Consider the following 22,811-nt stretch of genomic DNA (forward strand, 5'->3'; position numbering starts at 1 on the left):
CCAATGGCTGGAACCGGACATTGGGCTTTTGTGCGCATCAGTTACTCGTAGGTCGTCGATGCCAAATGGGCGGTCGCGACCCATTGCGGACATGGCCGGATGGACGGAATCAGCTCAGGCTTTCTTGTCCGCCGTGAAATAGCCAATACCACCGCCAACAAGTGCTCCAATGATCGGACCGACGAATGGTAGCGGGATGGCCACGACCGCGCCGATTGCTGCACCGATCGCCGCTCGCTTGTGGACTGGATTTTCAAGCATCGCCGTGCTCCTCATTAGTGTATTATAATAATAGTACACTATGAAGTCCATACGGTCTTCAAAGGGTCCACTTTCGACCAAACCGGGCGTTAGGTCGCCCGCGCTTGATCGTTATTGATGACGGGTGCGGAAAGGCGCGCTTCGGCCTCATATTGGTGTGCTAAGTCTAGGCAGACAGCGACCATCACGTTGTCGCTTTCGGATTCAGCGAGCCTGCGGAATATGCGGGCGAGAGCGGTACACTGATCCCTGCGCGTGAACATGCGAGACCAATGCTCTCAGATGACGTTCGTTGCGGAATCCCACCTAGGTTAGGAACGCGCTCTCCAGCACCTAAGCCCTTGGGCGAATGTCTGCTTTCGACTCAATGCGGCCTAGCGCGCCTGCCAGCCCGCCGGCGTGAGCGTTCCAATCAGTCGGTTCTTCAACCACAACTCACACTTGTGCGCGTCTGCCTTCAACGCGCGGGCCTTTTCGATGGCTTCGTCGTCGCTGCTCGCCTCGATCCAATCCGCCAGACCGATACTTCCGTCGGCGTCCAAGCAATAGATTCGGTAGTCTGCCATTGCTTTCGGCCCAGCTGCCGAGACCGCTTATACGACACTTCTGGATCGAAATCGAAGCCGGGCGCTAATGTCCGCAATGGGTGGAAAGCGGACATTCGCGCCGCCCATCAGGTTCACGGCGAGGAGACCTGGCCAGAGTCGCTCAAGGAGGAACTTGCACGGGCCAAGGCCCATTTTGGATTTGTTCTACGCCAGCGCCCGGGCTTCTCTCGTAGCATGGGAACACCGCACCGGGCACAAACGCTCCGCCATTGCCGGCTGTGCTCGTCGTATGATGCCCGGCTTTTCGACCGGCGATGGCCTATAATCCAACAAAACATCGTCCGTTCCAAACTCGAACCGGCGGGCGCATACAAGGGTCGGGCTGAACGCAGCATTATATCAGCGCGAGCATCGGGCTTCGATACCTCCGAAAAGCATCTCTGATTTCATTCGCAGCAGGGAGTTCGATCCGGACGATTACGCCGCTCGTGTCGAACTCGAGACGCAGGCAACCGATTTTCCTGAAAGCACAGTGGCTTAGACCGGGAACAATTCTTCCGTACGTACGCTTCAGCGACCGGAGCAACCGGGGCTCATAGAGGAGTCGTACGGTGAAACAGACGCTTCTAATCGCCTTTCCGATCGCACTGACTCTCACTGCCTGCGCAAGCAACCCGTACGGATCGCCACCGGGCGCGGGCACGCGCGCCATGTACGGCGCCGCCATAGGCGCGGCCGCCGGCGGCCTCGCCGGGGCAACGATGGGAGATCCGTTTAGCGGAGCGGGTCTAGGAGCAGTGGCTGGAGGAACGGTCGGCGCGCTGGTTCCTGGTTCGACCTCGCATGGTCGCAGGTATTACCGGGATTCTCGCGGATACTGCTATTACATCGATAAGGACGGCAATCACCACTACAAGCAAAAGGTTAAATGCTGAGACTGCGACAGGCGTCGCAAAGCCGCGGATCCAGGCGGTCGCAGCAACTGTTGCGGCCGCCTTCATCTAACCATTGGCCGCGCTTCCACGATGTCTGCAACGGGTCGGAAGTGGACAGAAGTGCCACCCCCTTCTGAATCGGTGGCAAACTAAAACGCTGATTTTATGGCGGATTTGAAGAAACGCTGCTGGATTTAGCCACTCATTTCATTTAACAGCGGTTTAACGATTCCGGGGGGCCACTCTGCAAAGGAGTACCGGACGTGAAGCAAGTCCTTGCACTTTTTGGCATCGCAAGCTCGGCAGCGCTCATTCCCGCGACTGGTGCGTTCGCTCAGATTGCGGATGGCAGTTTTGAAACCCAGGCGCCCGCCGAGATAGGCTCAAATCCGGGCTATTGTTATGGCAATGGCGGCGGCGGCGGGTCATTCGAATGCACCAATGGCAACTCACCCTGGTTCGCTGCTTCCGGCGGTGGCTACCAACTTGAGACCAACACCGCGTGGCCGGGAACGCCCACTCCTGACGGGTCTTATTACGCGTTCATCCAGAACGGCGGATCCGTGAACCAACAGTTCATAGCCTCCGCGACAGGTATGTTCGCGATCGATTTTCTAGTCGCGGGGCGCGATGGTACCGTCGAACCGGGCAACGAAGCCTACGAAGTCTTGCTCGACGGTAATCCGATCTTCACGGACGCAACCGTAACCGGACAGCCGTTTACTGCGCGAACGACTAATCCGTTCTCGCTTGTGGCGGGCCAACTCTATTCTCTTTCATTCCACGGTTTGAACTTTACCGGCGGCGACAACACAGCCTACATCGATGCAGTCAGCCTTACGCCGGCGGGCGTCCCAGAGCCGGCAAGTTGGGCAATGATGTTGCTCGGGTTTGGTTCGCTTGGCGTCGCGCTGCGCAGGAGCCGCAAGCGCTTCAACCTCGCACCGATGCGTAGCTCCTAAAGCCCCTAGCGGAGCACGCTACGACAAGGCGGTCGCACAATATTGTGACCGCCTTGCCATTCCCATCGTCGGGCACGCGAGCTGCTGGTCTAAGCTAGGAGATTTATGGTTGCTCAAGCCAGGGGGACGAGGCTGCTGAAGGATGCCCAATTCCACGTTCTATTTGGGGAGATAGTGATTGGAAGGGCGCGACCCGATCGATTCGATCCTGCCGCATTTACGATGATTGGGAAGTTCATTCCGACCGCGGAGTATGTTCCACAACGCGACGCGGCTGACATCGACGGCAAGTCTAGACCGCTGGTCGAGCGGGCCGAGTTACATGTACGTCACGACGGTGGCGAGATCCTCAAGACGCTCGACGTTTGCATTTACGACTGCCGAAGCGCGGGCGGTGATGCACTGAGAGATGTGTACATCATTGGCGTAGAGCCTAAGGTCTTTCATGCTTATGCCGATGCTGCGGAGCACCGCCTGTAAGATTAGCCAGAACCTTTGCCTGGCTATGCTCGGCCGGGCTGCTTCCGAATGTCTCCGATGGGTGGAAAGCGGACCTAAGAGCCGCTCTTCTTCCTTGTTGCCTTCGTTGGCCATGCCGCTCGGAAAGCCGTGTAGTCATCACTGCTTTTCTTGATCAGCCATGTGATGAGCGGCAATGCTGCGATTGCGACGATCGCGAAGCGCTTCAGCGCCTCCACCTTGCCCAACTGCGCAGCAAAATCCGTGTAGATCATCAGCGCGCCGGTGCCGGTCATCATAACGAACCAGACGAGTAATCCCCACTTAGACGCAGTCTTCCACTTCATGCGCGTGTTGTGCAGGCACGGTGGAATGTCCGCAATGGGCGGAAATCGGACGCTGGGCGAGGTCGCGTGGCATTTGATTGCGAAGCGAGGAAAATAAACAAACTCAATAAACCAGTAAGTTACGTGATGGTACTGCTGTCAGTGATTGTAAATGAAAAATTATCAGCATATAGACGCTTTGCTGCCTGACGGTAGTGACGGTCCCAGCGATCAGCAACCGCTTTCATCCATCATTAGCGCCTTTTAGCCAAAAAGAGAGCCAATCATGGCTTTCTCGGCAATAAGGACTTATCATGAGACGATTTTCATTAAATGGTGTTGGAACACTATTATTAAAATGCGCTGCTGTTCCTGTGGTGCTCGGCGGCCTTTCCCTCTCGATGCCTGGTGTAGCCAGAGAAGGTCCAGTGCTTGTCGTTGCAAACGCGGACACGGTGACGAGGCACATCAACTACGCAGATCTCGACCTAGCTTCGTTGACCGGCAAGTCGGCTCTCAATCGACGTCTCGGCGGTGCAATCAATAGCCTTTGTTTGGAAACGACTGGTGGCGGCACCTTTAGCTTTCTACCGAATGTAGAGACCCGCAAGTGCCAGGCCTCCGCATGGAGCCAGGCCGATCCGCAGGTCGCACAAGCCGTTCAGCGAGCGCACGAAATTGCGTCGGCAAGCAACTCTTCAATTGCCGCGGGAGTGATCACAATCACTCTCGCGAAGTAGCGCCCCTCCCCAGCCGCGCTACGGTGGCCCCCTGAAACGGGGGCCACTAGCTTCCTTAGTGTCGTATCGAGGGCGAGGCGATCCTTACCGCGCACAATGCAGTTCATCGAATGTCCGTTTAGGGTCGAATGAAGACAGTGATGTGCTAGAGGGACACGGGAAAGCGAGGCTGCGATGCGTGGCGGATCAAACCCTTCTGCAAATGTTCTGAATGGCGATCAGTGCGTCGTCGTAAGTGGCACGCACGCTGGGAAGTCTGGGGTAGTCAGGGATCGCAAAACCAGCCCGACCGGTCACGTCACCATCACCGTCGAACAAGCTGACGGAGTCAGGTTCAAGACGCTTGCTCGGAACGTCTCCATCTCTCCCGCGTAGCCGCGGTCCGGCCTTGGATGAGAAGCGCAAAAGCGACCGGGAGACCTAAAGCCCGGCCGCTTCGCGCGTGGTTGGTGCCCTAGGTCGGGGCAATAGGCCCACACATGCGGATCTAAACAGAAGGCTCAGTGCAGAGTTCCCGCGCTCGTGATGATCAAAGGCGCCGGTGGGACGTCCAGTCCGGAATACTCCGGAGTTAGGGTCTGCAATGGGTCGAACCTGACCTAAGCTCCTAAGGTCGCATTTGGGTGGAAAGCGGACACTTCGGGCTGCGCTTACCGGCTTGCGTCAAAGAGGTTGGTTGCAGCGGGGGCACTCATCGAACGGAAAGAGCAATCCGCTCGATCGAGGAACATCCACGAAGGTATCACCGGCATACACGGCCTTTTTGCACTGACCGCAGCGTTGCGATGCGAGATAGGCTCCCGCTGGCGCCGCTAGCAGGAAGATGGGCATCAGCACGATCCAGCCCGACACGCCTGCGATGCCAAGCACAATACCCAGCACACCGTAAATGGGTGCCAGTCGCACTATTAGCAGCGCCAACGTTGTAAGCGTCCGTCTCATTGTCTCATGGGTTCCGACGAGAGTTTAGTAGCCGACTGTCAAACGTCCGCAATGGGTCGAACTCGGACGTTCGCAGCTTAGGTCGCATTTGGGTGGAAAGCGGACCTTTCGTGATTTAGCACAGGCTCTGCTCGGCTACGTGGAGTTCGTATGGCTGAACCATGGTTCCGTTGGCGACGAGCCGACGAAGGTCAGGGATACACTGTTGCGAGCCGTGAAGGTTGGGCAACGGCAGGCATCTTCATTGTGGTGGCCACCGTCGCCGCCGTTGGTCCGCCTCTGATCGGACATGGGTCGACAGCCTCATTCGTGCTCGCAGCGTTCCTGTTTTGCGCATCAGTTGCCGCGCTCTTGGCGATCATAAGACAGCACAGCGATTGGAATGGTTAGGTCTGCTTTGGGTGGGAAGCAGACATTTCGCTGGCGCGGATCGACTTGCTTAGCTGGTCCTCCGGAATGCTTCACGGAGAGCTAGCAGCAACCTTGGGACGGCTGCCCCAAATGCGACCAAAACTGTGGGGGCGACCGCTCGCTGCGATACGCCGAGACCGATCATTACTAGAGCTGCGGCGGCAAGACCCGCAGAAGCAAACCCCGAGAGTTTGATAAGCCGGTCGCCGCTCCACATGTGCGGAGAAATGCACCCGAGCCCACACGGGGAGCAGCTCGCAACTAGTCACTCGCAACCCCATATGGTGACCTGAGCTTAGGAGAAGTCTCATGCATGATCCCGCCGGTGCCAAAGACAAGAGCTTCACTGCTTTTCGGTCAGCGGCCGAGGAGGCCGACACGAAGCGCGAGAACGACGCAATTAAACGGCAAGAGCAATCCTGGGACAATGAAGGTGGCCACATGAGCTCGACCACCGGCCGGGTAACGCGCGCCCACCGGACCGACCTGCCGTATGTCGTTATCTTGGAGCATCCCGAAAGCGAAAGCAGCGAACACGCTTTCGCGACGATGCGAGAGGCCGAGGCGTTCATCAAGCGGAACACACCAGTGCCAGGCGCCGTCCTTGCCACAACCTATGACCGGCCGCCCTCCGCAACAACGCCGACCGAAACGAACAGCACCCTGAGTGATGAGAACATTCTCGCGCGGCTAAAAGTCATTGACAGGCGGTTGCGTCAGATCTCGACAGAGGACGCGGCATCTGTGCTGGCTGGTGGCCTAGCAAGGGCAGGCATCAATGAACAAGAACGTCTGAGGCTGGTCGCTGAGACGGAGCGCATCCTCGACGAACTCGACGGGAAGAGCGATAATTGAAATTTGCATGTGGATGTCTTCCTTTCCCGCGTCCCACTGCGGCAAGGAACAGCGCTCTTTTACCATTGTCGCGAGCTGGCGCTCGTTCGTGATGGGCGATGCATGGAAGCGGGTGAGGAAGGACCCGCGCGCCCGCGCGTGGGCCATATACCCTGATTTCGGACGATGGTTTCTGCGCTATCGGCGTTAGTAAAGCCGAACGTCGTCTTTCTCCGCGATAAGAAGCCACTATGATACGGCGCAAGGGCGGTGATAAAACCACTGGGCGATCGGAGACTATTATTATCGACTATTGCCGACGCCGCGTACTTATATTTCATGGCACAGCTTGTTTAAATGATCGCCAACGCCTATCTCTTCGTTGCTACCAGTCGCAATCGACGGTTTTGGGCGCTAAGCCGCACCTCTCTCCATCTTTGACGTCTCCTAGCGGCAGAGCGCCATTCCGGCGCATGCCAACAAAGGAACTCACCATGAAGTATTTTGGAACCGTCAGTTCGTTCGACACAAGCAAGGGCCACGGCGAGATCAAGCCGGAAACCGGTAGCGACATGCTCCGCTTTGAGCGCGGCGCCTTCCCCTCTGAGAATAGGGCCGCCCCGACGGTCGGTCAGCGAATCTCCTACGATGTAGGCACCAACAGCGAGCGACAGCCCTGCGCGTTGAACCTGCAGACGATCTAATATGGTTTGGGGCGGAGGCGAACATGGCTTCCGCTCTACCTCTTCAATTCCGATTGCTGCGGCAGGTCCATTTGCTGCCCGTAGCGTCCCCAACCAGGGACATAAGGAGAAATTCAATGCGTCCGATTTACACCACAATGGCAGCCGTCGCCGGCCTTTCTGTGGCCGCGCCTGCCTCCGCACAGTGGGCCCATGAACCTACGTACAGCAATACAACGGCCGCGCCTGAACCTACGCAGTGGAGCCATAGCCGGACATACAGTCAACAGCTGCAGCTTCAGATCGATGCTGGCGTCCGCCAGGGCACGATCTCAAGGCGTGAAAGCATCGGCCTTCGCGAGGATCTCAGCCGCTTGGTCAGCCTCGAACGACGATTCAGCCCGAATGGGATAAGCGGCCGCGAGCACGCCGAGCTGCTGCGGCGCAGCACGGTCCTCGACAAGGACATCCGTGATGCGAGCCAGTCATATAGCAGACGCGGCAACAGCAGGGCGACTTGGGAAAGTGGGAGTGTCAATGGCCATTGGGTGCCAGACGCTCGGTTTGCTGGGTTGCATCCCGGCGATCGTTTCAACGGGGACGCGAGGATTGGCCAGTTCGCTACGTCTCGCATCGTGAGCCTGCCAGCGGAGTATCGCGGCCAGTATGTCGATGATGCGCGGGTCTACTACGGTTATGACAATGGTCGGGTCTACCAGATCGACCGACAGTCACAGATGATCCTGGCGCTGCTCGACTTGGCGCGCTGACAAAAGGGCTTGTTACGCGAAAAGGCGCTCGGTTTCGGCTGGGCGTCTTTTTTGGGTTGCGACTGCCTACGCTACCTTAGGCAAGCGGGACTCGAAGGTCGCTTTCGTCACCGCGACAGCCATGCCCTTGTTCGACGAGGTTTCTGAAACCTGAGCTTTCTGCTGCTTAGCCAAGGCAGCAACGAGGAGCCGTGCTCAGGCCGGTCGATACACTCGGTTCGTCAGCCGCGACCGTCAACTTCCAGTCGGCTTTGCCATCTCGAACGTCACTCAGATGCGCGCCACTGTAAAAGGAGTAGCAACTCTGTCGCCATTAGGCCCCGGAGACTGGCTGCTCTTTTCCGCTAAGCGCCGATCAAGGGGGGAAGTTCCGACGCGAGTGCCGAACCCGCCAACGGCGTGGAGTTCCGTTGTGGCCGAGCCGTTTTAGTCAAAAGTGCGTGGCCGCGGCACGTCGGTGCACGTGAGAAATGCCAATAGCTTAGGAACATAGACCTTTCGGCAAAGGTTTCTAATGCCATGAAACCCGTCACCCAGATCAATCGTGTGCTGCTTCAGCGATGTCGCGAGCGCTTGGCGCGAATGGAAAAGATGCTCCAACGTCGTTACGCGACCGCCGTGCCCGCCAACGATTGACGTTCCTCACTGCGTAAGGCCGAACGCTCGACGCCAAGCGAGTGCCATCCACTCTTTCACTGATGTCCGAATGAGTCGAAAACTGACCGATGTCGCCAAGTGCGGACTTACAGGAAGATCCACCCGCCCACGGCCAGTAGTGCCGCAGTGCTGCTTAACCCGGCAGCCCAAAAAAGTAGCTCAGAGGCAAACTCGCCTTGAGCCGAATCCCTCCGAGCGCGACCATCGGTTCCTTGCATCAACGGACCCCGGAGAAAGCTCCGCCATGCGATGAGAGCTCCGAGGAGCAGAACGGCTGCGAACACCCCGAGCACATTCGAGGCCTCAACCATTGTAATCGCACCCAAGAGTGCCGCTCCTGCGGTTCGCGAGGATCGGCGCAGGCAAGGAACCGGCGAGGTCGATGGCCTGCGTCTCCGCAGACACGGCTTTCAAGCTATAGCGCCCGGCAAGATCGTAGTGGACCAATCGGGCTCGAGAACTGGACGCTCCTTGAGCCAGCTTCAGCGAGGCCCTCTTGCGGCTCAGCCAGTATGCTTTTTCCATGATCGATCTCCCGCGAGCGAGAGCACTGGAGTGTCTCTCTGTCACAGGGCGCTCGGTTTGCGATCTCAGGTGATGAGCCCTTGTAGCACATTCCAATGTGAACCGTGCATGAGGGGCGCCTAATGTCCGCAATGGGTCGAAACCAGACATTAGCCGTCGTCCGCAAATTCGGACCTGAGCGGGCCTTGCAGGACCTGCCCGTGGCTCGTTAGCCTTCCGCTGAGCGGGGGATGAATTGAAATGCCTGATCGAGAGCGGATCAGCTTCTGGGGACACGACCACCAGCAGCTTCTAGAAAAACGATGGCGCAGAAAGCGCCTTAAGAGCGTGCTGGGATTCGGAGCGGTCTGGATCACGGCCGCACTAATAGGCACGGCCTACGGGGCCGGATGGATTGTGCTGCCTACGATAGCGAAGGCCGAGACCGGCTCACAAGCAGAAGGCATACGGACGCAATTCTCGCTCTGCTTCACCGGCGGCGGATACAATTGTGTCGTCGATGGAGACACGATCTGGCTCCAAGGTGAGAAGGTCAGGATTGCTGATATCGATGCACCGGAGACCCACGATCCCCGATGTTCGAGCGAGAAGGAGCTGGGCGACCGAGCCACGCTCCGGCTTCAGGAGCTACTCGATGCCGGGACAATAACGCTTCAGTCGATTGACCGTGATCGCGATGTCTACGGACGAGAGCTGAGAATAGTCTTGATCAACGGACGAAGTGTCGGTGACATGCTCGTAACCGAGGGACTAGCCCGATGGTATGCTGGTGGTCGCCGACCATGGTGCTGACACCGAAGCGCCAGAACGATGGCGCTTTCAATATTTGAAACGAACAAATAACGAATAGAATATCCACCGGCCTAGCTATTGAATCCGGTCGGTCTGATTTCCATTTTCACAATCGGATGAAGGAGGTGCTGCGTATGACTACAAACTAGAAGTGAGACTGAATATGACTGCAAGTGCCAAAGAGTTCGTCGACGGAATCATCGAAACCGTCAGGACGTTCAATACCAGTAACGATGCCGCCATCACAAAAGGCCGTCGTCTATATTATGAGTTGATCGGGCAGGTATTTCAAGCAGGCGTCGAGATCGAAGCCGATCCAGAAGCTGAGTCTGAATTGCGAAGGCAGGCGGAGGCCCTATCGGAAATCAAAGACAATAACGTCGCATGGATTGCCGAAGGCAAAACGGTCTTCGAAAACATCCTGGTCCTGGCGCTCGGCTACAAGAAGACGTTGGCGAAGCGATACTATTACAATCTCGCCTGCGAAAAAGCGAAGGAGGCCGGCAAGAAGACGGCCCCAGAGTTCGTGAAATTCGTCGAGGACAGTGGAGGCCTATCGAGACTCTATAAGCCGGTACCTTCGACAAGAACTGGAGGCGATACGCCAGCGAAAGTGATCAAGAGCTTCCTGAAGCGACGTGAAGATGACAGCGGGGCATCGGAAGCAGAGGCGCTTCCGATGGGAGTATCGCCAGAGGCCGACGCCGAGGACCTCGTGTTGCTCCTTGTGCGAAAGACCGGTGATACGACATCGGAGATCTTGGAAACGGTAACGTCGCCGAAGGTAATTGCTTCGGTGATCGAGGTCGTGAGCCCGAAACTTTCGGATGCCAAGGTCGATCGGATTAAGCGCTTAGCGTTGTGGGACCTAAACCGCTTCGTCCAGATCAGGGCAAAGATTCGGCGAGACGCGACCGATCCCAATAGGAAAGCGACGGTCGACGAGTTCCAAAGCGCCGTCGACGACCTCGCTAGGCAGCCAGATCTTCTCGCGAAGCTATTCAATGGCAAACCAGAGGTGGTCCTCCGCAAGGCCCACAATGCTGGTGAGATGGAGTTGGAGGTTCTGAACGGCGAATTCCACGAGCTGGATCCGGGTCGTTACATCAGGAATGCTAAGCCGTTCGCTCTGGTGCCGTTTAGTCTGAAGCAGGATACCGTCGTGTCGGCAGAAGCATTGAAGGCGGTGCCCGGGTATCGCCTGTGGAAAGCCAGCCCACCTAGAACCCGATAACGGCTGGAGCATTGATACAATTAGGCCCCCTTCCTCACGGTCGGGGGCCTTTCTTTTTGCCTGAATTAATACGTGAAACGGCTTCGCCGTTTGCCTCCCTACGGTCGGCCAAACCGCCTTAAGGGGAACATGCTCCTGTCGTCCTTGGGGTCTTCATGGACGTAAGGGAACTGGTCAAAGCTTAAGTAGCTTTCCATCTTGGTCCAATCGACTCTGCTTCGGTTCTGATTGTTTCGTTGTGCTTGGTTCTTCATATTCAAGTTCTCATTCTCTTTCAGGTAATAGCGTAGCTAAGGCCCGTGCCGAACGTGGCCGGTACCGAAGAGTGTTGTCGGGTTCAGTTTGTTGAACGGGGCGTTCCTTCGCCCAGCAGTCTCAGAAGCCCCCTGCTGATAGCAGTGCTTCAGAACCTTCCTTTAGAATATAGCCGGACCAATTATCGGTGATCGGCTCAATCTTGTTGTCCTTCATCCGCCAGGGCGACTTCATCCAGTGGAAACCGATCGCCCGAATGAAAGCGTCGACCTCAACGTGTTCGGGGCAACGAAATGCAGCATGAATGTGATGACGTTTCACGTCGCCATCGCCTTCGAGGGTGGCGAAATAAGGTACGAGTTTCCGGTATCGGCGATAGGCCCGACCAAGGTAGCGACCGCTTAGATCATGGATGAGGTTATCAAAGGTCCAGCGATACTCGTTCGGGTCGCCCTTCAGCCAATGACGGACACCACCATCGTGAACAGTCCGCCACGGCAGCAGCGAGAATGTAGCGGCCACGTTGGGCCGGACCTCACTTCGTAACCAGTTTGCTGTTTCCTCGGAGGCCACGACGTTCCGTCGCCGACCATAACAATCGAATTCTGTCATCGTTCTATTTATGGTTTCCAGCAGCACGACGGCCGCCGGAAGTAATTCATTATGGAATTATGATTTCCACATGAGCTCGTCGTTCCCGTTGAAGAACAACGGGAAATATCTTGCGGCCCGAAACCTTGGCCCAGAACTCATTGGAATATATAATATTTGCCACATTCTGCTATTAGTTCAATGGACATTTTCGGATGCTGCAAAAGCAGGCGAAGATCCTTTCGAGTGCACAGGTGCGTGCCGTTGAAACCCACCTTCGAGGGACGAGACACCCGCACCGAAATCGAGTGATCTTCCTCCTGTCCGTTAGGGCAGGTCTTCGTGCGAAGGAGATCGCCGGACTGACCTGGGGAATGGTCACCGATGCCGAAGGTCAGCTCACCGACACGATCAGGCTGACGAACGGAGCAGCCAAGGGCAGCAGTGGCGGCGTGGTCCCGATGGCGAAGGAATTGCGGCAAGCCCTCTTAACACTGCAACAATTTTCGTCAGAGCCAATCGGGCAAAATCATGTGATCCGTACAGAACGATCACCCCGCACCTCACCTCAGGTGATCGTCAACATGTTCAAGGAGTGGTTCACGGCGCTGGGCTTCGAAGGCTGCTCCAGCCATTCGGGCCGAAGAACCTTTATCACAATGTCGGCCAGGCACATCGGTCGCTTCGGCGGAAGCCTAAGGGATGTGCAAGCGCTAGCTCGACATCGATCGTTGGCGATGACTCAGCGCTACATTGAGATCGACAGCAGGGCGATGCAGCTCGTGGTGGACGGTTGGTGATTGACAACCAAGAGGAGGTCCACAACGACGCTATGCAGCTTCTCGCAATAGCGACCTTCAATGGCGTTTGCCGGGTGATTGCTGCGCTTGCCCAAAATGGGTTCTTGGAGCCCGAGCAGCTGAACGGAATTCACGACGCGATGACGACTCCGCTGGACGATGCCGCCTGGCGAGACGATGAATTCATTGTCTACCTAAGAAACACGACTGATCATGTTATCGCCCGTGCTCTGTCCGATGCCAGTGAATAATCACTGCTGGTCTCGAGCAACGACGGGGTCGGGCCAGTCCTCGAATATTATCTCGTCGTCGATCTTCAGCGGATGATCTGTCGGGGCTCCTTTGTCCAAGAAGTTGCGCGCAGACTCCTCGCTCCCAAAGAATGCGACGGGATTGAACGGGTGATTTGTGATCAATCGATTGAGGTCCGGCTCAGCCCGCATAACGTCGGCCAATAGTCGCGAGGCCTTGTCGCTGCGCTCGGCGACGAGCCTCTGCGCGATCGGCAGTACCTCCTTCACCAGCTCACGCATGTCCCTCTCGAGATGCGCCTGGAAAATGATCCGCCTGTCAGCAAAATCAAAGCGGTTGCCGCCTCCCTTTTCAATGACCAGAACTAGCGTCTCCTCGGCGAATTGTTTGTCGCCGAAGGGTCGGTTCTGATCCAGATGAGCGATCGATTTGTTTCGCAATGTGTCGAGCTGATCATGCAGTTCCTGCTGCTTTGGCGAGAGGTACTTCTTTACGTTAAGGTGCTTACGCCCCTCCCCTCGCCGTTGTGGACTTGGCTGAGTAGCGCGAGCGTACATAAGAATGGCGTTCTGCAAGAATGCTCCGCGAGCCGATGGCGGAAGCACGCGAGCTTCGTTCTTCCGGGGATCTTCACTTGCTAGAAAGTCCAAAAGTTCCGAGACCCAAGCCAAATCGTGCAGCGCGGATCGGGCGTCTTTAAGCTCCTTCAAGGCGTTGCCAGCCGCAACGGCCAAGGCTTGCTTACGGCGCAACAGCGCCCGCATCAGTGGCCCGAGATCAAATGACGGCATCAACCGATTTTCGTCATAATCGGTCTCGTCCAGCTGCGACACCTATCCACACGCCACTGTTAAGATGCGTTCAGCGACTGAGTCAGGGGCAATATCTCTCGACTCCTGACTATAAGTCGGAATTTGAGAGGAGCTCACAACGACCCCGTCCGCTCGATAGGAAATTGAGTTGAGGAATGTGTAGGTTCGGCTGCCACAATCATAGCGCGCATGCGCCAAGGTATATGAACTTCCATTCCGGCCAACCTTCGCGAGCACGATCTTCTGCCAGATTGTCCGAAGATTGCCGTTCGCGATGATACTGCTCGTGTCGATATAGTTCTCGTCGCCCTCGATTGATGTTGAAGCCAGTTGCCAATTTGCCGCTAGCGCCTCACTCGGAACAGCAGCGAGCAGAAACATCCCTATGATTGCAAAACGCACCGAATTTATCTCCCCTTTACGCTTACAAACCACATGCTCACTGAGCATTGCATTTGTAGATGAGCTTCTCGTTCGGTGTGCCTGGCAGCGAGCCAATCAATTGCTGCATCGTCCCGGACAATTGATCGATCGCTGCAGCGTCTGACGCACAGCTGTTGCCAGAGGCCGCTCCCCGAACTGCCCTAAGGCGCTCCATGTCGGCTTGCGGAAGGTGGTATCGGGTCGACCGATACTCGGCCTTCGCTGGAATGAATTCTTGGACGGAAACGGTCTCGCTTCCGTTAGGCACGAGAACCTTCCGCCAAACCTCACCATCTTGCACATATTGAGTGCGACCATTCATGCACCCAGTGGTCGTCCATTCGATCGGGAGGTCATCCGTCGAGGATACCGTCACCCGACTGCGATCAAGTTGAACTTGGCAGAGGAGCTTTCCGTGAACGTCGACCGTATCTGCTGCAGCTTTGGTGGTTAGGGATGGCACCTTGATCTGCAGGCTGGGCCTGCTGAAGAATTCATAGCCCGCACCCATCAAGCCAAGAGCTGCGACGGCCCCAGCAACACCTGCGGGTTTCACGCGATCCTTCAGGAACAATGCCGTCGCGAACGCGCCAGCAACTAGCGTCAACAGTGCTAGCAATCCCGCTCCAACAGCGTGATTTGCGCGCTCATCATTCAGGCGTGCAGTCTCGGCTTCCGTCCGCTGGCGCACCTCTTCATCCTGCCGCTGCTGAGCAAGGGCGTCCGCTCGACGAGCAGCTTCTGACGCCTGCTCTTCCTTCTGCTGTTGCGCGGCCATTGAGATGCATGCGGTACCGACCTGCTGAAAGGTTTCGGCGTGGTCACGAAGGAAAGACATCAGTTCCTGACTCACGACGGCAAAACCAAAAGGTGCGTCGCCTGACTCAGAATTCGTGGTGTACGTATTTACGCCAACTACCCGACCACACTCATCGACAAGCGGTCCACCGCTGTTTCCGCGAGCAATGGCAGCTGTATGTAAGAGGGCCGGCAATCCGTTGACCTGGCGCTCACTTGAAACACTGCCCTCTGACCGTACCGGAGAGGTCGGCGTGATGAGGTCATACATCGACCGGACAGTCGCCATGTCGACATTCCCTGGATAGCCGAGGGCTGACATGTGCGCCCCGGATTCCACCGGACCAGAGTAAATGGCCAACGGCTCCAGTCTGGGCTCCACTTCAATTAGCGCCAGGTCGCGGCTTTCGTTGACAGCAACGATGCGACCTTCGATTGCCTTGGTTCCTTCAGCGGGAACAATTGCAACAAACGAGTCCGCCAATGGATTTGTGGCGGCTTCAAGCACGTGGGCATTGGTGATGATGCGGTGCGGGCTAATTGCGAAGCCGGTGCCGAACGTAACTGAACTATCTTCATAGTTCTTCGCCACCGCGATCACCCGAACAACGCCCCGTGCAGCCGCAGAGACATCGTCCGCCTGCGCTTGTGCAGTTGGCAGTATCGCAACTGTCGCCGCAACGACGACAAGCAAGAACCTGGCGGCAAAACGCCGCCCTGGAAACGCAATAAACGCGCCGAACATTATCCCCCCGTTCGACCTGCACCGAGCGCAAACAGTCCGACGAAATTAGCTTCCGTTTGTCAATGCTCGGTAAATCGGAAGCGGCTCAACGCTCCATTTACCGATGGCGACTATCGAGCGCTCACGGCAACCAAAGTCGCTCCATCCGGAGCACTTGTTCTTGTGGTCGCCGGGTCATCTGAAGGGAACAGTATGCGTAAGAGTGTTGGCGTTCGTGCGGACAAATTGATCCTCAAAATCGTGGCGCTCGCGCTAGCCTCGTCAGCCACAAGTGTCAGGGCCGCGACACCTGATGAAGACCTTCCACTGCTCGTAACAACAAGTCGGCTGTCGCAGATCACAGAGGACGCCAAAGTCATTTGTCCTATGGCGTTGGAAACAAGCGACCGTATCGGTGAGGTTCTAGACCGCGAGACTACTGCACGAACCTACAAAACGACGGAGAAGGTTTTGGTCGCCAGCATGTGCCTCGTCTATTTGGATGCTTTCTACGAAGGCAAAACGTCAAAGACGCACTGACACGGATTGTCGGTTATGCCTCCGCTGGCTCCTGGCAGCCGAGGCACCGTCCCGATGCAATCGACTTTGTAAGCTTCCGCGGTAATGTCGCATTGCCGAGTCAGGGGGAAGTTCATGCGTAGCTACATCGTGGGAGGGCTATTCGGCGCCCTCCTCTCACTCACGGCAAGTGCCTCAGCACACCCAGGCGGATTGAACGCCCAAGGGTGTCACAACAATCGGAAAACAGGTGAGTATCACTGTCATCGAGGAAGCAGCAGTTCGGCTCCTCGTTCCACGACGGTGCGTACCTTGGGAAGCTTTAGCGGGGGCCCTTTCCCCAATTGTGCAGCTGCACGGGCTGCGGGAGCAGCTCCCGTTCGACAAGGCGATCCGGGCTACAGTCGTCGGCTCGACCGAGATGGTGACGGAGTGGGTTGTGAGTGAGCGGTTGCAGGCTCGACTCTAAGCGCTCTCGATCGAAGCACTGAGTCTTTCGAGTTGCTACTTCTCGGTGCAGGGAAACGCCTCGATAAATGAGTCAGCCACGAGAGCCGATGCAGACAGGTGACGTTTCTCCGCGTGGCGCTGGAGATATGCGACGAAAACATCCTTGAGCTGCCCCGATGTGGCACCGCCCGGCAAGCAGTAAAGCGGCTTCTTAAAGGCCTCAGTGAAGAGCGTTTCGCCATCGACCGCACCGACCACATAGCCGACGCAATATGCTTCGTTTTGGTAGTAGGTGGCACTGCCTCGCTCTGAAGTGCACTCGGGGAGCATATCATTACCCGATTTGAATCCCGCCACAGCTGGCGCCGGAACATTTAGTGCCAGTCCAAACACACCGAGCAACACGACCGCACACTTCATACACGCCCCCTCGGCTGCGCTCACTCCATTCGCCGGAAAGCCCTAGAAGCTTACGGACGCCACGCAGGTCCAACATTAGTTAATTGTATGACGGTAAATATAAGATTAATAAGCATTGTTTCGACTCGGATTGATGGGGAAGCACAAGCAGAAACGGGGGTAAGCCATGGGGCGAATCGCACTAGCGACGACGGGAATCGCGTGGACAGCTTTTGCTGCTCTTTCACTCGCAGCCTACCCAGCGATGGCGCAAAACCTTCCTCCGGCTTACGGCGCTGCGGCGTCCGTCAACCTCATCCTTCCCTCAGGTAATTTCAACGACGAAACCTGTGTCGGTAATGGTGGGACCTTCAACCCCTGCGTAATCCTGCAAAACCCGGCGCTATCGGGCGACGGGACCGCCGCTTCGGCGTTGCTCGAAGGCGATTACCCCTTCCCGGCTACTGGCGGCATCATCTTAAGGCACGAGCGCGCCGCAGCTTCAACTGACTTGGCAAACGGCGAGCTGCATATGGATTTCAGCGGCCCTGGTGGTCATACAGCAGCTGCTCGCTACTCAGATGTGCTCTATTTCGACCCGGCGTCGTTCTCCGGCGATAGTGCGACGGTTCAGTTCACGCTTACGCTCGACGGAACATATCAGGACGCGAACCTCGCCTATCTTTTTCAAGCTCAGAGCCTGACCGACACTTTGGTCGTGAGTACGTTGTATAGTGGACAAGGTAATAGCCAGGTGCAGGACATCGCATCGCCTGCAGCTTGGCAAATCACCGCGCAGGCAGGTGATTGGAGCACTGTCGGACCGAACGTCTTTACAGGTGACGTAACAGTATCAGCGGCGAACCCATGGCTCGAAATTCAAAGTGAGCTCAACGGCGGGGGACTGTTCGCTGACTTCGCTCACACCGCTCATCTGAGCTTGCTGCTTCCGAACGGCCTCACTTACACCTCGGCATCGGGCGTGTTCCTCACGGCTCCGACAAACCCGGGAGGCGTTCCAGAGCCCTCCACGTGGACCGAGATGCTACTTGGTTTCGGCGCGCTCGGGTTCGCTTTTCGCCGCCCCCTCAAATCGGCAGGTTTTAACCAGCGGAGCACGGAATAAGCCTCACGGAGGAGCTGAAGGATGTCGATTCGAAGCGCATCGATGCTCGCCATTGCAGCGAGTGTGTTCGTCGGAACGCCAGCTATTTCACAGGTCCGGTTAGATTCCTGTTTGAATTCCGGGCTCGTTCAAGCAGCAACGTACGCGACATGTTCAGAGTCGCAGTCGGTCGGTTCGCATACGATGTCGACGTTTGGTGAAGGCAATCTCGCAACTGGAGTTTTACGTTCTGCAGTGGAGGGTGACGACGTAGCTGGGCATCCAGCCATGTCTGTCGTGCTGAAGGATCATATCACGATCGTGGGTGACTGGATCGGGACTATTCAGATCCCAATCACGATGTCCGTTCATGGCACTGTGTCCGCCAATCTCGCTGAGGCGTCGGCACAACTATTCTTGGCGCAGATCAATGACGGCGTCGACATCGCACGACTGGATGGTTATGCGCCAGGCAATGGCGAATTGGGCCTGCTTGGTCCCTATTCTGCGGGCAACTATTCCGTCGAAGTGATTTCGCTTGATCCAACTGACATCATGGCAAGTCTGACAATTTGGGTGGCTCTAACGGAGCAAAGCCCCGCATTCGATCTTACTGCTCAATTGTCGACGTGGGCTGGTGCAGTCGGTTACTCATCTGTCGATTTTGGGCAAACCGCTCATCTTGGTATGTTGTTACCCGACGGGCTGACATACACTTCTGAATCGGGAGTGTTTTTGAGCCAGGCAGGCGTGCCGAATGCGGTGCCGGAGCCTGGCTCTTGGTTGATGCTGTTAATTGGTTTCGGCGCGATTGGGGCCTTGTTCAGAACAAACAAACGCTCGCCTCTTGCCAAGGCTCCTGCCCAAGGCTGACACACCTCCACGCTGGAGGGTCCGCTTTCCACCGATTGCAGACCTAACCAGCTACTGGCACGGTCGTCGCATGAGTGACCACTGCTGCGAAATGATGTCGGCAAACGTCAACTCGACGTGCGAGGAGCATCCGAACCGCTACGACTGTCCTGACTGTCTCGTGGATTACTGGCCGACGTCCCGAACCTATGGGCTCATCATCCACGACGGCGGCGAATCCATAATCGCCATTTCGCATTGCCCATGGTGCGGCACCAAGCTGCCCGAGCGACTCCAGTAAGACTGGCGAACGTCTGCTTTCCACCCGTTGCAGACATTCGCAGTGGCGGTACCCTCACGGCATGGAGACTGCACTTGGGAGAGTAGCGTGGTGCGTAACTTACTTCTCGGTATCGCTGTTTGCGTTGCAGCGGCGTCAGGCGTTCACGCGGAGAGCCCGACGGACTACGCTGGTCCGTTTACGACCGAAGCTCTGTATACAATGTGCTCCGAGAACGACGCGGTCTCAAGAGCCAAGTGCGACCTGTACCTTCAGGGTCTGCTATATGGGTTGAATACAGCGAGATCGATGCAAGAGCAGGGAATGCCGGTCTGCTTGCCGAAAATGACGCCGGAGGAAGCCCGGGTCCGTGTACTTCAATTGATCAACGCAACGACCGGTCGGAAGCCGTCCACGAACAAAGACGGGGGCGATTGGATAGCGTTCATGAGCGTCGCGTCTGGGAACCTTTGCAAGAAGTAGATCGCGCGGCCCCTGAGCGGCTTCACGGGTTCAGACAATTAACGGCCGCCGTTTCGCATGATTGGGTCATAAGGACGGACGCTCATGTTCGGGTCATCGCATGTGAAAATCAGGCTGTAGCTTACGTCCATCGGCGATTTGTTGTCGTTCCTGTTCTTGAATTCAGCCGAAGGTTTCCCGTGGGTCGGGTCATTGTCGACCTTCCACTTTCGAACCTGCGTGTTCGGTTGCGTCTTATCAGGCGGACAGGTGGAGCAATTGTCGGCCGCAATGTAGTATAAGAACTCCACGCTCTTGCCGGTTTGATCGTCGAGCTCAAACCTGAAGTGATGCGTACCGCTGCCTTTATCCAATTTCGTGGGACCAGAAGGACCAGTGACGCTGATCTCGTTCGTTCCGGTTACGATCTTGGCTGTCAGAGTGATTGTGTGATCATTTGGCATTCTGTTCCTCCTTCCCGGCATAACTATCTCGGAGGACCCGGTTCTAACGACGTGCATCTGGATGCATCTTAAGGGTCGGCTATTACGACAGTACCACATGGGCCCTGGCAGCTAAATGTCGGTTTCGATCGAATGTTAACCACTAGGGTTGGCGTTGGCTGGTTCGCCACTTCCCCCAGCTGGTTCGCAAGAGCCCTTTGCTGCGGTTGATCTTCGTCTGCGGACAAGATTGGGGCATCCTATCGGGGCCTCAGCGCCCCTGCCTCGTCTATTTGGATGCTTTCTACGAAGGCAAAACGTCGAAGGCGCACTGACAATCCTTTGCAATCGACTTTGTAAGCTTCCGCGGTAATGTCGGTATTGCCGAGTCAGGGGGAAGTTCATGCGTAGCTACATTGTGGGAGCGCTATTCGGCGCGCTCCTCTCACTGACGGCGAGTGCCTCAGCAGCACATCCGGGCGGATTGAACGCCCAAGGGTGTCACAACAACCGCAACACAGGTGAGTATCACTGTCATCGAGGGAGCAGCAGCTCGGCTCCTCGTTCGACGACGGCGCGTACCTTGGGAAGCTTTAGCGGGAGCCCATTCCCCAATTGTGCAGCTGCACGGGCTGCTGGAGCAGCTCCCGTTCGGCAGGGTGACCCGGGCTATAGTCGCCGGCTCGATCGTGATGGTGACGGAGTGGGCTGCGAGTAGGGCATGTTTGTCCAACTACTGACCTTCATGATGATTGTCCTTTGGGCTTTGGTGCCTCAGACAACCATACCGGCCCTGAGGCTCCTTATACTTCTGTACGGGTTGGGGATTGGCCCCTAGCGAACTGCTGACCCCATTATGGCCGCTTCATATCAACTCGATTGGAACCCCTCCCGAAAGCCGCTAGGCCAGCAAAGTGCGGCTGCCTGAACGACAGTCCCAGTATCTGGATGCTTGGCGCGGCGGTTCTGCAATCGCCGTCCTAGTCGGCCATTCCTTTCAGATATTCGAGACCAATCCGTCTCCCATTTGGGCAGCGCTCGCCAATGGTGCGGTGATGGTCTTCTTTGTACTCAGCGGATTCTTCATTCGAAGGTCGCTCGACCGTTGCTTGGCACTCGGCAGTCCCGCTTCATTCGTTGCCGCGAGGGTGAACCGCCTGGCATTGGTCTTTGCGTTTTCGATTACCCTAACCGCGGCGCTTTGGGTCGTTGCGCCGTACACCTTCCAGACCGGCGATCGGTCATTTGCGTTGCCCACCGCAAGAACCGACTTCTCAATCGCTGGAATTCTGCCAACCATCCTTTTGCTGAACGGCTTCTTCGGACTCCCAACGATTTCAGCAAATGGACCGCTTTGGTCACTAAGCTGCGAGATTTGGTATTACGTTCTCGCTCTACTTCTTGCTCTTCCCAGATGGCGTGCCCTTGGCATCGTTCTGGCCGGCATCCTGCTCATCGGAAATCACGGATATTTTCCAATTCTCGGAACGGTCTGGGCACTCGGATTTCTCCTACCGAGGCTTCCGAAATGGCTAATTATCATCCCCCTTCCCGCATTCGCGGCCTACATGATTTGGCCCGAAATCGGAAAGCTACTGATGTTGTGGCAACTCTCAGTCGGCATTGCGTTTGCTGCGCACATATCGAACCTACCGGAAGCGCCAGCGCGACTTTGGATCCATCCCAGCGCTGCTTGGTCATACACACTCTACGTCATCCATTTCCCACTCCTGCTGTTCGCTTACGGAAGCATTGGAGTGAACTGGCTCATCCCCTTCCTGATCCTTGGTTTGGCTGCCTTGGTTGGCCCACGAATTGAAAAGGTGCGTCTCTTTCCCGTCGACTCGTCCGCAAGGATTCAGACTTCGAAATGAGGACCTCGAACATCCGGACATCCCAGCTGCTCAGAGGTTTGAGCGTCGCCGTGATGGTCGTTTCGCTGATGGGCTGCGGCCCCTCACAGTCTGATAGCCGCAACTTGGGTAGTGGATTGTCGGACGCGACCCATGATCCGGGAGAGAACCCCGTCCCAACTACAAGTGAGTCCTTCGAGTTGATGAAGGATGCTCAAAGTCGCCGCACATTCTTCATGGCGCTACTCGTGCGAGCTGGCAAACAGTGTCCGCTCGTAACTGAAGCTGTTCTGAAAGGGGGCTTCGACGGCATCGACTACTGGCGGGTAAAATGCCTCGAAACTGGAGATTGGTTCGTCGCACTGCATGACGATGCAACCGCCTCGACAATCACCAGTTGCAAAGTTTCACCAAACGACTGCCGTGCTGCGTGGCAATCAGTCAGATGGCAGGCGTAAGGAGCACTTCAATGAGAGCCCTCTGTCCAGTTGCATCGACCATCTGCTAGGCACCTAGAATGTGGTGGTTCAGACGCAGTGAGCGCGAATTTCGGCCGGTGGGCTGGAAACGTGCTCAATGGGTCACTTCGGCAACTGACCCCGCAACAGGCAACGTTTACACCTTTAGCCGTCCAATAAGCGCTCAACGAGCTGTGAACGAAGTATTCAAAGCGAAAGACGCCGGACTTCCTTCAGGGTCCGTGATCGAAATCAC

Annotated in this window: 31 protein-coding genes; 20 read left to right on the forward strand and 11 right to left on the reverse strand. The window is 56.6% G+C overall.

Annotated features, from left to right (window positions below):
- Positions 1-114 precede the first annotated feature (114 nt).
- From AC4GYV_RS12015 to AC4GYV_RS12025, 3 genes are all read right to left on the reverse strand, one after another.
- Entirely contained in the window at positions 115-261 is a 147-nt protein-coding gene (locus AC4GYV_RS12015) for a hypothetical protein (protein ID WP_491100569.1), read from the reverse strand.
- A gap of 89 nt (positions 262-350) precedes the next feature.
- Entirely contained in the window at positions 351-524 is a 174-nt protein-coding gene (locus tag AC4GYV_RS12020) for a hypothetical protein (RefSeq protein WP_491100940.1), read from the reverse strand.
- A 111-nt stretch (positions 525-635) separates the two neighbouring features.
- The gene (locus tag AC4GYV_RS12025) at positions 636-827 is read right to left on the reverse strand and encodes a hypothetical protein (protein WP_491100571.1); all 192 of its coding nucleotides are present in this window, start codon (positions 825-827) and stop codon (positions 636-638) included.
- A 593-nt stretch (positions 828-1,420) separates the two neighbouring features.
- On the opposite strand from AC4GYV_RS12025, the gene AC4GYV_RS12030 reads away from it, so the two are divergent.
- The 3 genes from AC4GYV_RS12030 (at position 1,421) to AC4GYV_RS12040 (ending at position 3,186) form a co-directional block, all read left to right on the forward strand.
- Complete coding sequence (locus AC4GYV_RS12030; protein ID WP_491100941.1) at positions 1,421-1,744, forward strand: YMGG-like glycine zipper-containing protein; 324 nt, start codon at positions 1,421-1,423, stop codon at positions 1,742-1,744.
- 263 nt (positions 1,745-2,007) lie between these two features.
- Complete coding sequence (locus tag AC4GYV_RS12035) at positions 2,008-2,706, forward strand: PEPxxWA-CTERM sorting domain-containing protein (RefSeq protein ID WP_491100942.1); 699 nt, start codon at positions 2,008-2,010, stop codon at positions 2,704-2,706.
- 222 nt (positions 2,707-2,928) lie between these two features.
- Complete coding sequence (locus tag AC4GYV_RS12040) at positions 2,929-3,186, forward strand: hypothetical protein (RefSeq protein WP_491100943.1); 258 nt, start codon at positions 2,929-2,931, stop codon at positions 3,184-3,186.
- Positions 3,187-3,260: 74 nt separating this feature from the next.
- Here AC4GYV_RS12040 and AC4GYV_RS12045 read toward each other — a convergent pair whose 3' ends face one another.
- The gene (locus tag AC4GYV_RS12045; RefSeq protein WP_491100944.1) at positions 3,261-3,512 is read right to left on the reverse strand and encodes a hypothetical protein; all 252 of its coding nucleotides are present in this window, start codon (positions 3,510-3,512) and stop codon (positions 3,261-3,263) included.
- A gap of 293 nt (positions 3,513-3,805) precedes the next feature.
- On the opposite strand from AC4GYV_RS12045, the gene AC4GYV_RS12050 reads away from it, so the two are divergent.
- The 5 genes from AC4GYV_RS12050 (at position 3,806) to AC4GYV_RS12070 (ending at position 7,871) form a co-directional block, all read left to right on the forward strand.
- Entirely contained in the window at positions 3,806-4,231 is a 426-nt protein-coding gene (locus tag AC4GYV_RS12050; RefSeq protein ID WP_491100945.1) for a UrcA family protein, read from the forward strand.
- Between the two features lie 174 nt (positions 4,232-4,405).
- A complete protein-coding gene (locus AC4GYV_RS12055) occupies positions 4,406-4,606 on the forward strand; it encodes a KOW motif-containing protein (protein ID WP_491100946.1) in 201 nt (66 codons plus the stop codon).
- A 1,287-nt stretch (positions 4,607-5,893) separates the two neighbouring features.
- On the forward strand, positions 5,894-6,439 hold the full coding sequence (locus AC4GYV_RS12060) for a hypothetical protein (protein ID WP_491100947.1): 546 nt from the start codon (positions 5,894-5,896) through the stop codon (positions 6,437-6,439).
- Positions 6,440-6,912: 473 nt separating this feature from the next.
- Positions 6,913-7,122 carry a cold-shock protein gene (locus AC4GYV_RS12065; protein WP_491100948.1) on the forward strand — a complete coding sequence of 70 codons (210 nt, stop codon included), beginning with the start codon at positions 6,913-6,915 and terminating at the stop codon, positions 7,120-7,122.
- Positions 7,123-7,238: 116 nt separating this feature from the next.
- The gene (locus tag AC4GYV_RS12070; protein WP_491100949.1) at positions 7,239-7,871 is read left to right on the forward strand and encodes a hypothetical protein; all 633 of its coding nucleotides are present in this window, start codon (positions 7,239-7,241) and stop codon (positions 7,869-7,871) included.
- A 960-nt stretch (positions 7,872-8,831) separates the two neighbouring features.
- On the opposite strand, the gene AC4GYV_RS12075 is transcribed toward AC4GYV_RS12070, so the two are convergent.
- Positions 8,832-9,053 carry a hypothetical protein gene (locus tag AC4GYV_RS12075; RefSeq protein WP_491100950.1) on the reverse strand — a complete coding sequence of 74 codons (222 nt, stop codon included), beginning with the start codon at positions 9,051-9,053 and terminating at the stop codon, positions 8,832-8,834.
- A 240-nt stretch (positions 9,054-9,293) separates the two neighbouring features.
- Here AC4GYV_RS12075 and AC4GYV_RS12080 point away from each other — a divergent pair, with 240 nt between their 5' ends.
- Entirely contained in the window at positions 9,294-9,845 is a 552-nt protein-coding gene (locus AC4GYV_RS12080; protein WP_491100951.1) for a thermonuclease family protein, read from the forward strand.
- A 163-nt stretch (positions 9,846-10,008) separates the two neighbouring features.
- Positions 10,009-11,079 carry a hypothetical protein gene (locus AC4GYV_RS12085; RefSeq protein WP_491100952.1) on the forward strand — a complete coding sequence of 357 codons (1,071 nt, stop codon included), beginning with the start codon at positions 10,009-10,011 and terminating at the stop codon, positions 11,077-11,079.
- 375 nt (positions 11,080-11,454) lie between these two features.
- Here the strand turns inward: AC4GYV_RS12085 and AC4GYV_RS12090 are convergent, their stop codons facing one another.
- On the reverse strand, positions 11,455-11,973 hold the full coding sequence (locus tag AC4GYV_RS12090; protein WP_491100953.1) for a hypothetical protein: 519 nt from the start codon (positions 11,971-11,973) through the stop codon (positions 11,455-11,457).
- Between the two features lie 167 nt (positions 11,974-12,140).
- Between AC4GYV_RS12090 and AC4GYV_RS12095 the strand changes: the two genes are divergently transcribed.
- The gene (locus tag AC4GYV_RS12095; protein ID WP_491100954.1) at positions 12,141-12,725 is read left to right on the forward strand and encodes a tyrosine-type recombinase/integrase; all 585 of its coding nucleotides are present in this window, start codon (positions 12,141-12,143) and stop codon (positions 12,723-12,725) included.
- A complete protein-coding gene (locus tag AC4GYV_RS12100; RefSeq protein WP_491100955.1) occupies positions 12,719-12,976 on the forward strand; it encodes a hypothetical protein in 258 nt (85 codons plus the stop codon). The genes AC4GYV_RS12095 and AC4GYV_RS12100 overlap by 7 nt, the downstream gene beginning before the upstream one ends.
- Here the strand turns inward: AC4GYV_RS12100 and AC4GYV_RS12105 are convergent, their stop codons facing one another.
- The 3 genes from AC4GYV_RS12105 to AC4GYV_RS12115 all read right to left on the reverse strand — a co-directional run bounded on the left by AC4GYV_RS12105 (position 12,977) and on the right by AC4GYV_RS12115 (position 15,611).
- On the reverse strand, positions 12,977-13,741 hold the full coding sequence (locus AC4GYV_RS12105; protein ID WP_491100956.1) for a hypothetical protein: 765 nt from the start codon (positions 13,739-13,741) through the stop codon (positions 12,977-12,979). It lies immediately after the preceding gene.
- A 69-nt stretch (positions 13,742-13,810) separates the two neighbouring features.
- Positions 13,811-14,239 carry a surface-adhesin E family protein gene (locus tag AC4GYV_RS12110; protein WP_491100957.1) on the reverse strand — a complete coding sequence of 143 codons (429 nt, stop codon included), beginning with the start codon at positions 14,237-14,239 and terminating at the stop codon, positions 13,811-13,813.
- Positions 14,229-15,611, reverse strand: coding sequence for a trypsin-like peptidase domain-containing protein (locus AC4GYV_RS12115; protein ID WP_491100958.1), 1,383 nt, complete (start codon positions 15,609-15,611; stop codon positions 14,229-14,231). The genes AC4GYV_RS12110 and AC4GYV_RS12115 overlap by 11 nt, the downstream gene beginning before the upstream one ends.
- Before the next feature lie 336 nt (positions 15,612-15,947).
- Between AC4GYV_RS12115 and AC4GYV_RS12120 the strand changes: the two genes are divergently transcribed.
- Together AC4GYV_RS12120 and AC4GYV_RS12125 are read left to right on the forward strand one after the other, a co-directional pair.
- Positions 15,948-16,274: a hypothetical protein gene (locus AC4GYV_RS12120; protein ID WP_491100959.1), complete on the forward strand. Its 327-nt coding sequence runs from the start codon at positions 15,948-15,950 to the stop codon at positions 16,272-16,274.
- 114 nt (positions 16,275-16,388) lie between these two features.
- Positions 16,389-16,700, forward strand: a complete 312-nt coding sequence (locus AC4GYV_RS12125; RefSeq protein WP_491100960.1) for an excalibur calcium-binding domain-containing protein — start codon at positions 16,389-16,391, stop codon at positions 16,698-16,700.
- Positions 16,701-16,757: 57 nt separating this feature from the next.
- On the opposite strand, the gene AC4GYV_RS12130 is transcribed toward AC4GYV_RS12125, so the two are convergent.
- Entirely contained in the window at positions 16,758-17,123 is a 366-nt protein-coding gene (locus AC4GYV_RS12130) for a Rap1a/Tai family immunity protein (RefSeq protein WP_491100961.1), read from the reverse strand.
- A gap of 166 nt (positions 17,124-17,289) precedes the next feature.
- Between AC4GYV_RS12130 and AC4GYV_RS12135 the strand changes: the two genes are divergently transcribed.
- From AC4GYV_RS12135 to AC4GYV_RS12150, 4 genes are all read left to right on the forward strand, one after another.
- On the forward strand, positions 17,290-18,228 hold the full coding sequence (locus AC4GYV_RS12135; RefSeq protein WP_491100962.1) for a PEP-CTERM sorting domain-containing protein: 939 nt from the start codon (positions 17,290-17,292) through the stop codon (positions 18,226-18,228).
- A gap of 21 nt (positions 18,229-18,249) precedes the next feature.
- Positions 18,250-19,080, forward strand: a complete 831-nt coding sequence (locus AC4GYV_RS12140; RefSeq protein ID WP_491100963.1) for a PEPxxWA-CTERM sorting domain-containing protein — start codon at positions 18,250-18,252, stop codon at positions 19,078-19,080.
- A 70-nt stretch (positions 19,081-19,150) separates the two neighbouring features.
- Positions 19,151-19,360, forward strand: a complete 210-nt coding sequence (locus AC4GYV_RS12145; RefSeq protein ID WP_491100964.1) for a DUF6980 family protein — start codon at positions 19,151-19,153, stop codon at positions 19,358-19,360.
- A 90-nt stretch (positions 19,361-19,450) separates the two neighbouring features.
- Positions 19,451-19,822 carry a Rap1a/Tai family immunity protein gene (locus tag AC4GYV_RS12150; RefSeq protein ID WP_491100965.1) on the forward strand — a complete coding sequence of 124 codons (372 nt, stop codon included), beginning with the start codon at positions 19,451-19,453 and terminating at the stop codon, positions 19,820-19,822.
- A gap of 38 nt (positions 19,823-19,860) precedes the next feature.
- Here AC4GYV_RS12150 and AC4GYV_RS12155 read toward each other — a convergent pair whose 3' ends face one another.
- Entirely contained in the window at positions 19,861-20,265 is a 405-nt protein-coding gene (locus AC4GYV_RS12155) for a hypothetical protein (RefSeq protein ID WP_491100966.1), read from the reverse strand.
- Positions 20,266-20,647: 382 nt separating this feature from the next.
- Here AC4GYV_RS12155 and AC4GYV_RS12160 point away from each other — a divergent pair, with 382 nt between their 5' ends.
- Both AC4GYV_RS12160 and AC4GYV_RS12165 read left to right on the forward strand, forming a co-directional pair.
- Positions 20,648-20,962: an excalibur calcium-binding domain-containing protein gene (locus tag AC4GYV_RS12160; RefSeq protein ID WP_491100967.1), complete on the forward strand. Its 315-nt coding sequence runs from the start codon at positions 20,648-20,650 to the stop codon at positions 20,960-20,962.
- 196 nt (positions 20,963-21,158) lie between these two features.
- Positions 21,159-22,118: an acyltransferase family protein gene (locus AC4GYV_RS12165; protein ID WP_491100968.1), complete on the forward strand. Its 960-nt coding sequence runs from the start codon at positions 21,159-21,161 to the stop codon at positions 22,116-22,118.
- Positions 22,119-22,811: the final 693 nt, after the last annotated feature.

The sequence above is a fragment of the Sphingomonas sp. SP4 genome (assembly GCF_058313375.1).